Here is a 10,316-nt window from a genome sequence, read left to right on the forward strand (position 1 = left end):
CCAACCACGAGGACCCCGCCCTCGATATCGACCTGGACATCGTGGCCAAGGCACCTCGCCGCACGCCCCTGTCCGCCGCCGCCAGCACCTCCTTCGGCTTCGGCGGCCAGAACGCCGCCCTCGTCTTCCGGTCCGCCTGACCGCGGACCGGGCCGCGCACGGCCGCCGTGCCCCACCCCGCCGCACCCGGCGGCGGCTCCCGGTACCGGTACGCGGCCCGCCGCCGACCTCCGCCGACCGACGCGACGAGAGGAACCACGATGCGCCGTCGTACCGGGGCCACCGCGCCCCGCACGCCGCGCGAGACCGGCCCGCCGCCCGGTCTCTCCACCGTGACGGCCGGACCGGACCGTGCTGACACCCGCTCAGCCGGGCCCGGACCGGACACCGTCGACGCGGATGTGCCGGCCGCCGTGGGACGCACGCTGGTCGGCGTTCTCGGTGAGCAGGTCGCACGGGCGGCCGGGGTCGAGCGCACCTTCGCACGGGATGTCGCCGCCCGGGTCGCGCGCTTCACCCTGGACGGCGGCAAGCGCACCCGCTCCCAGTTCCTGTGGTGGGGGCTGCGGGCCTGTCAGGGCCGGCCGGGCGCCGGTGCCGTGGCGACGGCGCTCCGGGTGGCCGCCGCCGTCGAACTCCTCCAGACGTGTGCGCTCATCCACGACGACGCCATGGACCGGTCACCGCTGCGCCGCGGCCGGCCCGCGGTGCATGCCGCCTTCGCCGGCCAGTACGCGACCCCGGACACCGCGGAAGCGGCCGGGCGGTTCGGCACCGCCGCCGCCGTACTCACCGGCGATCTCGCCCTCGCCTGGGCGGACGACACGGTCGCCGGTATCGAACTCGGCGCGGTGGCCGGCCCGCGGGTGCGGCACCTCTGGCGGACGATGCGGATGGAAATGGTGGCCGGCCAGTACCTCGACCTCTACGGCCAGATCGCCGGCTCCCGCTCCGTGGCGCTGGCCGTCCGCACCGCGTACCTCAAGAGCGCGCGGTACTCGGTGGAGCGGCCGCTGGCCCTCGGCGCGGCGCTGGCCGGGGCCGATGAGCCCACCACCCGCGCCCTCGCCGCCGCCGGCCGCTGTGCCGGGGTGGCCTTCCAGTTCCAGGACGATCTGCTGGGGGTGTTCGGGGACCAGGAGCGGACCGGCAAACCGTCCGGCGGCGACATCCGGGAAGGCAAGCACACCTATCTGCTCGCGGTCGGCCGGGCCCGCGCCGTGCAGCGCCGCGACCGGGCCGCCCTCGCGCTGCTCGACCGCTGTGTCGGTGACAGCGGGCTGGACGCCGCTGACCTGGAGCGGGTGCGCGCCGTCCTCGTCGCCACCGGCGCTCCCGGCCTCGTCGAACGGCGCATCCACCGGCTGGTCGCGCGCAGCATCCGCCATCTGGACGCGGCCGCCCCGGAACCCGCCGCTGCCGCCCGGCTGCGCGGCCTCTTCGCTTCCGTCGCCGGCCTCCGCACCGCCACCGGCCACTGCACCGCCACCGGCCACCCGCGCCCGGCAGCACGAACCGGCAGCGCAGCCGAGCCCGTTGACGCCCGGGCGGACGGAAGGGGCAGCGTATGAGAACCGTCAAGGGCCCCACCGACCATGTGGTGGTGGTCGGCGCCGGTCTCTCCGGGCTGGCCGCCGCGCTGCATCTGCTCGGCGCCGGACGGCAGGTGACGGTCGTCGAGCGGGCGGCGCTGCCCGGCGGCCGGGCCGGCCGGATCGAAAGCCGTGGCTACCACTTCGACACCGGGCCGACCGTGCTGACCATGCCGGACCTCATCGACGAGGCGTTCGCCGCGGTCGGCGAGCGCCTCACCGACCGGATGGAGCTGCGGGCCCTGCACCCCGCCTACCGCGCCCGGTTCGCCGACGGCAGCGAGCTGGACGTCCACACGGACGCGGCGGCCATGACGGCCGAGGTCGAACGGTTCGCCGGGCCCCGGGCCGCCGACGGCTACCGCCGGCTGCGCCGCTGGCTCCAGCAGCTGTACGACGTCCAGCGTCACCGCTTCATCGACACCAACTTCGACTCACCGCTCCAGCTGATGCACCCGGACCTGGCCCGCCTCGCCGCACTCGGCGGCTTCGGCCGGCTCGACGACCGGATCGGCCGCTTCCTGCCCGACGCCCGGCTGCGCAGGGTCTTCTCCTTCCAGGCGCTGTACGCCGGGGTACCGCCCGCGCGCGCCCTGGCCGCCTACGCCGTGATCGCCTACATGGACACCGTCGCCGGGGTGTACTTCCCCCGCGGCGGGATGTACGCCCTGCCGCGGGCCATGGCGGACGCGGCCGCCGACGCCGGAGCCGCCTTCCGCTACGGACACCCCGTCACCCGGCTGGAACGCACCGGCGAACGGATCACGGCGGTGGTCACCGCGCAGGAGCGCATCCCCTGCGACGCGGTGGTCCTCACCCCCGATCTGCCGGTCGTCCACCGGCTGCTCGGCCGGCGCCCCCGCCGCCCGCTCCGGCTCCGCCACGCACCGTCCGCGGTGGTCCTGCACGCCGGCACCGACCGGACCTGGCCGCGGCTGGCGCACCACACGCTCTCCTTCGGCGCCGCCTGGGAGCGGACCTTCGAGGAACTCACCCGCACCGGCCGGCTGATGAGCGACCCCTCGCTGCTGCTCACCCGCCCCACCGCCTCCGACCCGCAACTCGCCCCGCCGGGGCGGCACGTGCACTACATCCTGGCGCCCTGTCCCAACACCGACACCGGCCCGGGAGCCGGGGAGTGGCGCGACCTCGCCCCCCGGTACCGCGACAGCCTGCTCGCCGTCCTCGAACGCCGGGGCCTCACCGGCATCGGCGCCGCCATCGAGGAGTACCGCATGGTCACCCCGGCCGACTGGACGGCACAGGGGCTCGCCGCCGGAACGCCGCTCTCCGCCGCCCACACCTTCGCGCAGACCGGTCCCTTCCGCCCCCGCAACCTGGTACGCGGCACGGCCAACGCCGTACTGGCGGGCTGCGGCACCACCCCAGGGGTCGGCGTCCCCACCGTCCTGATCTCCGGCAAGCTCGCCGCGGCCCGGATCACCGGCCTGCGGCCCCCACGTCCGACCGCCGGTTCGTCCCGCCCCGCCACGAGAGGCATCCCGGCATGACCGCACGCGAACTCGACGCCGCAGGCGTCACCGACCCCGGCCTCCGCGAGGACTACGCCCACTGCCGCCGGCTCAACGCCCGGCACGGCAAGACCTACTTCCTCGCCACCCGGCTGCTGCCCGCGGCCCGCCGCCCGGCCGTACACGCCCTGTACGGCTTCGCCCGCTGGGCCGATGACATCGTGGACGACCCCGCCATCGGCCACACCACCGCGGACCGCGCCCGGGCGCTCGACGCCCTCCACCGCTGCCTCGACGACGGCCTGCGGGGTGGCGGGAGCAGCGAACCGGTGGTGCGCGCGGTGGCGCACACCGCGGCGGTGTACGGCATCGACCACCGCCATTTCGCGGACTTCATGGCCTCGATGCGCAGCGATCTGACGGTGACGGACTATCCGACCTACGCCGATCTGCGGCGCTATATGCACGGCTCCGCCGCGGTGATGGGGCTCCAGATGCTGCCGGTGCTCGGCACCGTCGTACCGCAGGAGGAAGCCGTGCCGCACGCCGCGGCCCTCGGCATCGCCTTCCAGCTCACCAACTTCCTGCGCGATGTCGGCGAGGACCTCGACCGGGGCCGGATCTACCTCCCCGCCGACCTGCTCGCGGCGCACGGCGTCGACCGCGCACTGCTCCGGTGGAGCCGGGACACCGGCCTCCCGGACCCGCGGATCACCGCGGCCCTTCAGGCGGCCGCCGCGCTCACCCGCGGCGTCTACCGCGAGGCGCAACCCGGCCTCGCCATGCTCGACCCGGTCTCCCGCCCCTGTATCCGCACCGCGTTCGTCCTCTACGGCGCCATCCTCGATGCCGTGCGCGACGACGGATACGCCGTGCTGCACCGCCGCGCCGTGGTCTCCCGCCGACGCCGCGCGGCCACCGCCCTCGGCGGTCTGGCCCGACTCGCCGCCACCCGTGTCACCGCCCGGCCGCCCGTGCCGCGGCCCGGGCGGGTGCCGCACTACGCGCAGGAGGAAACCCCATGACCCAGGAGGCCCGCCGGGCCCCGCGCCTCCCGCTCCGGCTGCGCCGCCGGCCCGAGCTGTGGGAACAGCAGCACCCCACCTGGCGCGACGCGAAACCCGCGCGCATCGCCGACGCCGTCAAGGCCGCCCTCGCCCGTCCGTCCGGCAACTGGTTCGTCCTCGGCGCGGCGCGCGACATCGGCGCGCACCGCGCCTTCGGCCGCACCGTCGCCGGGGTCGAGGTGGTCGCCTGGCGGGACGCCGGCGGCCGCCTGATCGCCGGCCCCGGGGCCTGCCCGCACCTCGGCGCGCCCCTCGCCCAGGGACCCGTCCGCTGCGGCATCCTGCGCTGCCGGTGGCACGGACTCGCCCTGGACGGCGCCCCGTTCGCCGGCTGGGAGCCGTTCCCCGCCCATGACGACGGACTGCTGGCCTGGGTACGGCTCGACGAGGCGGGCGGCGAACGGCCGCTGACGCAGCCCGTGCTGCCCGACCGGCCGCGCCCGGCGGGCGCCGTCGCCGCCGTCTACACCGGCACCGGCCGCTGCGAACCCGAGGACGTGGTCGCCAACCGCCTCGACCCTTGGCACGGCGCCTGGTTCCACCCCTACTCCTTCGTCGACCTCACCGTGCTCGACACCCCCGCGGAGCACGGCGCGGAACGGCCCGACGGCCTCACCGTCCAGGTCTCCTTCAAGGTCGCCGGACGCGCGGTGGTGCCGGTCACCGCGCTGTTCACCGCCCCCGGGCCCCGTACGGTGGTGATGCGCATCCTGGAGGGCGAAGGGCAGGGATCCGTGGTGGAGACCCATGCCACGCCTCTGGGCCCGGACGACCTGGGACGCCCGCGCACCGTGGTCGTCGAAGCGATCGTCGCCACCTCCCGGCGCCCCGGCTTCGCCCTGGCCCGCGCCGCCGCGCCCGCCCTGCGTCCGCTGATGCGGGCCGCCGCTGGCCGGCTGTGGCGGGACGATCTGGCCTACGCCGAACGCCGCTGGCAGCTGCGCACCAGCGGCCGGCATCCGGGCTGATACTGGTCGGCACCCGGGCTGACACCGGCATCCGGGCTGAGACCGGCCGGCGGGCCGTCGGCCGGCCCCGTCGAACCCCCGCCCGCAGGCCCGCCGTCCGGACCGCGGCGCGTCCCGGTCACCGTTCGCCCCGCCGGGCCGCCCACCGCAGGGCTGCCGACCGCCCCCGGTCCGGCACGGTCCACAGGGTCTGGCCGCGCAGGCCCCAGCGCGCCAACAGCGCGTTCGCCGCGAGGAATCCGGTCGTCGCGGCTCGCTCCATCAGCGCCACCGGGAACCCGGTCCGCACCGTGTCGCCCGCGACCACCACCCGGGGGTCGGGGGTGTGCACGGTGGGCCGGTCGTGGAAGCCGCCCACCGGGAACAGGGGGCAGTCAGCGCGCCACTCATGGCGGCGGTCGATGATCCGGACACCGCGGGTCTCCGGGTAGACGGCGTGCAACTGCTCCACCAGGCGGCGCTGTTCACGTTCCCGGTCGGCGCCCGGGGCGACGGCGTAGGCGTGCAGTTCGAGCACCGAGCCGCCGGTACGGGCGGACCACCGGGCCGCCTCGCCTTCCCAGCGCTCCAGCACGCTGACATTGTCCAGGGACCCGAATCCGCTGGTGCCCAGGAAACCGGGCCGGTCGGCGGCCACCCGCCGCGCCAGCCACAGCCGCGATACCAGGAACGGCGGCGCGGTCCGCAGCCGCCCGATCCGCGCCCGCCAGGCGGTATCCGCCACCTCGGGTGAGGCGGCGACGAGCCGGCGCAGCCCGCCCGGGTCCAGCGCCAGCACCACCGCGTCGAACCGGCGGTCCGCACCCTCCCCGGCAGCGACCCGCACCCCACCACCCGCCACCGGCGCGACCCGTGTCACCTCCGTGCCCGTGCACAACCGGACGCCGTGCCCTTCCAGATACCGGCCGAGGGGCTGCCACAGCGCCTGCGGAAACGGCTCATCGGGCACATCGAACAGCAGCCCCTCACTGGAGCCGAGGAAGTAGATGTGGAACATCAACACCAGCTCAGCGGCCGACAGTTCCCGCGGGTCCGCGAAGAAGCTCCGGGAGAACACCTCGAACGCGAGGTGCCGCGCGGCCTCGGGAAACCGGATACGGGCGAGGAACTCCGCGGCGCTGACCCGGTCCAGCCGCTGATAGACCTGCGGCACCCGTACGTCCAGCAGCGGCAGCGCGGCGCCGGGGCGCATCCGTACCAGGTCCCGCCAGGTGAAGCTGGGACTGAGCGCCACAAAACCCAGTGCGCTCCAGGGCGGTGTGCGGGGCACCCGGGCGAAGCTGTCCCGCAGGCCCGAGCGGTGGTGCAGCGGATAGTCGGGCAGCCGGCTGAGCATCCCCAGCCCCGGGTCGACCCGGCGCAGCAGACCCCGCAGGTTGTAGTACTGGGGAAAGAACGCATGGAAGCCGCGGCTCATGGTCGCCGCCGAACCGTCGGCGAGCCGCACCGGCCAGCCCGCCAGCCGGCCGCCGAGGACCCCGGCACGTTCGTACAGCGTCACCCGCACCCCGCGCTCGGCCAGCGCGGTCGCGGCGGCCAGGCCCGCGATCCCGCCGCCGACCACCGCCACCTCCGGACCGCCGTCCGCCGCCCGGTCCCGCCCCGGCGGCCCCGGCACCGTCCGGGCCCGCCGGTCACGTCCACGCCGCGCGGCCCCGCCGTCCTCCTGTCGCGGTGTCACGCCCCCTCCTCGCGGGCGCCGGCCGCGGCGGCGACGAAGGTATGGGTGATGCCGGTCTGCCAGCCGGTCAGCGGCAGGGCCCGCACCTGCCGGAAGCCCGCCCGGCGCAGCCGCCCGGTGAACTCCGCGGCGGTGTCGAACGCAAGGACGCTGCGCCACAGATGGCGGTACAGGCCGGCGTCCCCCGCGAGTCGCCCGGCCGGCCGCAGGATGCCGGTGCACACCGCCGTCCACACGGCACGGGGCACCGCTCCGCCGGCCAGTGTGTACTCATGAACGGCCAGCCGCCCGCCCGGCACCAGCGCCTCCCGTACCGCCCCGAGGACCGCGTCCGGGTCCGTGACATTGCGGAAGAGGTACGCGGCGAAGACGGCGTCGAAGCCACCGCTCACCCCGGCGTCGGCCAGCCGTTCCACCGGTGCGTGCACGAAGGAGACCCCGGGCGGCCAGGACTTGTTGGCGGCCCGCGCCAGCATGCCGGCCGAGGCGTCGACGGCGGTGATCTCGGCATGCGGGGCGACGGCGAGCAGCGCCGCCGTCGAGGCACCGGTGCCGCACCCCAGATCCAGCACCCGCAGTCCACGGCCCGCGCCGGGCAGCCCCAACCGGCGGGCGGAACGCCGCAGTTGGCCGTGGTAGCCGGGATTCACCGCGACCAGCCGGTCATAGCTGCGGGATGCATGGTCGAAGGCGGCGGTCAGTTCGCCGTCGTGCAGCAGGGCCATGGATGTCTCCTCCGGTGACGGGGCGAGAGCGGGCGGATTCACCGCACGGTGGTGCGGCGGGGCAGCAGCGGGAGTTCGGCGACGGTGCGGAGCATGGGCAGGACCGGGGTGCGCAGGCCGATGCTGACGTCCTCCCACAGCCGGGAGCGGCCGTCGAGGAACCGCAGCAGCCGCTCCATCGGCACCGTGCGGAACAGCCCGGTGAAGAACTCGGCGCCGTCCACCCGGCCGCTGTCCAGCGCCCGCAGCAGCACGGCGTCCATGGCCCGGTGCCAGGCGGTGTGCGGGGGAGGGGGCACCGGAGGGCGGCCGGCCAGCAGCGCGGCCGCGATCGGCGCCGTCTGCCGCTGCACCGAAGCGAAGGTGTATCCGGTCGACGGACGGGTGGCGCCGCCGGCGATCCCGATCCGGAACACCGCCCGGCCCACCCGACGCGGAAAGCGGCCGTCGGTCATCGGGATCGCGCCCTGCTCAACGGCCGTGACACGGAAGGCACCCAGCCGCAGCACCTGCCCGGTGTAGTGGCGCAGGGCCCGCTCGTAGTCGGCGGTGGCGACGGTGCGACGGGAGAACTCCGTGTACTCCACCAGCGCCGCACAGTCGTTGAGCGGCAGCACATACCCGAAGGACAGACCGTGGCCGGGCTGCGGGGTACGGAAGTCCATCAGATCCGCGGTCGTGGGGTCGAACGCCGGGCGCCGGGTGCGCACGAACCAGCCCCGGAAGTGCTGCTGGAGGGTGGTCCGCGCCGGCGGGAGCGGCCCGGCCGGCCGGGAGTCGAAGGCCCAGCGGGCCCGCAGGGTCACCGGCCGCCCGGCCGCGTCGCGCCCCCGCACCTCGGCCCCGCCGCTGACGTCCCGTACGGACTCCACCGTCGCCTCGGCCCGGACCACGGCGTCCTGTCCGGCGAGCCGGGCGGCCACCAGGGCCTCGAAGTCACGCGACCGCAGCATCTTGTACCGGAGCGGCTCGGGCCGCCCCGCGGTCGCCTCACCGCCGGGCCCGTGCACCCGCAGCCGTTCCCATGACGCGGTCAGGGCCTGGTCGAACGCGCCACCCGGCGCCTCCCAGTAACACCAGGTCCGCTCCGGCGGGGTGAGCGGACCCCGCGGTGCGTCGACCAGCACCACGCGCAGCGGCCGGCCGCCGGCCGCCGGTGCACACAGCCGGTGGGCGAGCGACAGCCCGGCCGCTCCCGCGCCCACGATGACGGCATCCGCGTCCTGCACGCCCGGTCCTCTCGCCGCCCGATGCCCCCGCGGCGATCTTTCCGCAGTCCCCGGCCGGGAGGCGGCATCCGACGCGCGGTAATCCGGCACGCGTGGTGGCTGCCGACCCGGATGCGGATCCTTGGCGCACGTCCGCAAGAATCCTCTCCCGACCAATCCAGGTGTCGCCCGGCGCCGAATCACTCGTGACCACGTCACGTCCGGAGGTGTCCATGCCCGTCGCAGCCCGCGGCGACCGATCCCCCGCACCGCATACCGGTGCCCTGGAAACACTGCTCACCCGCGTCTCCCGCGGCGACCAGTACGCGTTCGAGAGTCTCTACACGGCGGTGGCCGGCTCCGTACTGGGCCTGGTGCGCCGGGTGGTACGGGATCCGGCGCAGTCCGAGGAGGTCGCGCAGGAGGTGCTGATCGAGGTGTGGCGGTCAGCGGCCCGCTTCGACGCACGGCAGGGCAGCGCCATGGCCTGGATCATGACGCTGGCGCACCGTCGCGCGGTGGACCGGGTGCGCTCCGTGCAGGCCGCGGCCGACCGCGACCACCGGGCCGGTATGGGTGCCTACACCGCCCCCTTCGACGAGGTCAGCGAGCAGGTCGAGCGGCGGCTGGAGCGGGAGCAGGTGCGCCGCTGCCTCCAGCAACTCACCGACCTGCAAAGGGAGTCGGTGACGCTCGCCTATTACCGCGGCTACACCTACCGGGAGACCGCGGATCTGTTGGGCGCCGCGCTGGGCACGGTCAAGACACGACTGCGGGACGGGCTCATCCGGCTCCGCGACTGCCTGGGGGTGTCGGCATGAGCACCGTCGATCTGCACACGCTGACCGGCGCCTACGCACTGGGCGCGCTGTCCGAGCAGGAGTCCGCCGAGTTCACCCGCCATCTGGCGCAGTGCCCGGCCTGCACCCAGGAAGTGCGGGAACTCCAGGAAACCGCCGCCCGGCTGGCGCTGGCCGTGGCCGAGGTGCCCCCGGCCGGGCTGCGCACCCGGGTGATGGCCGCCCTGCCCGAGGTCAGGCAGCTGCCGCCGAGGGGGCGCCACGCGACCGCGACCGTGGTCCCGCTGCGCCGGGGCATACGATTCCGGCTGCCGTACCTCGCGGCCGCCGCCTGTCTGGTGGTCGCCGCCCTCGCCGGGGGGCTGGCCGTCCAGGCCCGGAACGACGCCGACCAGCAGCGGGACCGCACCGCCCGCGCCGAGCAGCAGGCCGCCGCGGTCAGTGCCCTGATGACCGCCCCGGACGCCACCTTCCGCACCACCGCGCTCAAGGGCGGCGGCAGCGGGACGGTCGTCGCCTCCAAGCGGCGGGGCCAGACCGCCTTCCTCTACCACGGCCTGCCGGCGCTGTCCGGTCAGCGGGTGTACGAACTCTGGTACAGCCGCAACGGCGCGATGGAGCCCGCCGGACTGGTGCGGACCGGCAGCTCCTCCGGCGCGATGCTGCTGACCGGCGGCCCCCAGGGCGCGGACGGCGTCGGCGTCACGGCGGAACCCCCGGGCGGCTCCAGCCGGCCCACCACCACGCCGCTGGCCCTCCTCCGGCTGTGACCTCCGGCCCCACCGGATCCGACCCCGGGAGGC

The 10,316-nt window shown here is 75.6% G+C and carries 9 protein-coding genes and 1 pseudogene; 7 read left to right on the forward strand and 3 right to left on the reverse strand.

The genetic code is table 11. The annotated features are described in order from the left end of the window. The 5 genes and pseudogenes from ACZ4XD_RS18205 to ACZ4XD_RS18225 form a co-directional block, all read left to right on the forward strand. Positions 1 to 140, forward strand: a pseudogene (locus ACZ4XD_RS18205) (3-oxoacyl-ACP synthase); the annotation flags it as partial. Between the two features lie 120 nt (positions 141 to 260). Next, entirely contained in the window at positions 261 to 1,571 is a 1,311-nt protein-coding gene (locus ACZ4XD_RS18210) for a polyprenyl synthetase family protein (protein ID WP_468043201.1), read from the forward strand. Continuing rightward, complete coding sequence (crtI, locus tag ACZ4XD_RS18215; protein ID WP_468043203.1) at positions 1,568 to 3,103, forward strand: phytoene desaturase family protein; 1,536 nt, start codon at positions 1,568 to 1,570, stop codon at positions 3,101 to 3,103. The genes ACZ4XD_RS18210 and crtI overlap by 4 nt, the downstream gene beginning before the upstream one ends. Then, positions 3,100 to 4,089, forward strand: coding sequence for a phytoene/squalene synthase family protein (locus ACZ4XD_RS18220; RefSeq protein ID WP_468043205.1), 990 nt, complete (start codon positions 3,100 to 3,102; stop codon positions 4,087 to 4,089). Before crtI ends, ACZ4XD_RS18220 begins: the two co-directional genes overlap by 4 nt. Further along, the gene (locus ACZ4XD_RS18225) at positions 4,086 to 5,099 is read left to right on the forward strand and encodes a DUF5914 domain-containing protein (protein ID WP_468043207.1); all 1,014 of its coding nucleotides are present in this window, start codon (positions 4,086 to 4,088) and stop codon (positions 5,097 to 5,099) included. Before ACZ4XD_RS18220 ends, ACZ4XD_RS18225 begins: the two co-directional genes overlap by 4 nt. A 118-nt stretch (positions 5,100 to 5,217) precedes the next feature. On the opposite strand, the gene ACZ4XD_RS18230 is transcribed toward ACZ4XD_RS18225, so the two are convergent. The 3 genes from ACZ4XD_RS18230 to ACZ4XD_RS18240 are packed head-to-tail and all read right to left on the reverse strand — an operon-like array spanning position 5,218 to position 8,734. Further along, the gene (locus ACZ4XD_RS18230) at positions 5,218 to 6,780 is read right to left on the reverse strand and encodes an FAD-dependent oxidoreductase (protein WP_468043209.1); all 1,563 of its coding nucleotides are present in this window, start codon (positions 6,778 to 6,780) and stop codon (positions 5,218 to 5,220) included. After that, complete coding sequence (locus ACZ4XD_RS18235; RefSeq protein WP_468043211.1) at positions 6,777 to 7,505, reverse strand: class I SAM-dependent methyltransferase; 729 nt, start codon at positions 7,503 to 7,505, stop codon at positions 6,777 to 6,779. The genes ACZ4XD_RS18230 and ACZ4XD_RS18235 overlap by 4 nt, the downstream gene beginning before the upstream one ends. Positions 7,506 to 7,543: 38 nt before the next feature. Then, on the reverse strand, positions 7,544 to 8,734 hold the full coding sequence (locus tag ACZ4XD_RS18240; protein WP_468043213.1) for a lycopene cyclase family protein: 1,191 nt from the start codon (positions 8,732 to 8,734) through the stop codon (positions 7,544 to 7,546). Between the two features lie 212 nt (positions 8,735 to 8,946). Between ACZ4XD_RS18240 and sigK the strand changes: the two genes are divergently transcribed. Beyond that, positions 8,947 to 9,534: an ECF RNA polymerase sigma factor SigK gene (gene sigK / locus ACZ4XD_RS18245; RefSeq protein WP_042158454.1), complete on the forward strand. Its 588-nt coding sequence runs from the start codon at positions 8,947 to 8,949 to the stop codon at positions 9,532 to 9,534. Beyond that, entirely contained in the window at positions 9,531 to 10,283 is a 753-nt protein-coding gene (locus tag ACZ4XD_RS18250; RefSeq protein WP_468043215.1) for an anti-sigma factor, read from the forward strand. Before sigK ends, ACZ4XD_RS18250 begins: the two co-directional genes overlap by 4 nt. The last annotated feature ends 33 nt before the right edge of the window (positions 10,284 to 10,316 follow it).

The organism is Streptomyces sp. NPDC029466 (assembly GCF_055574515.1).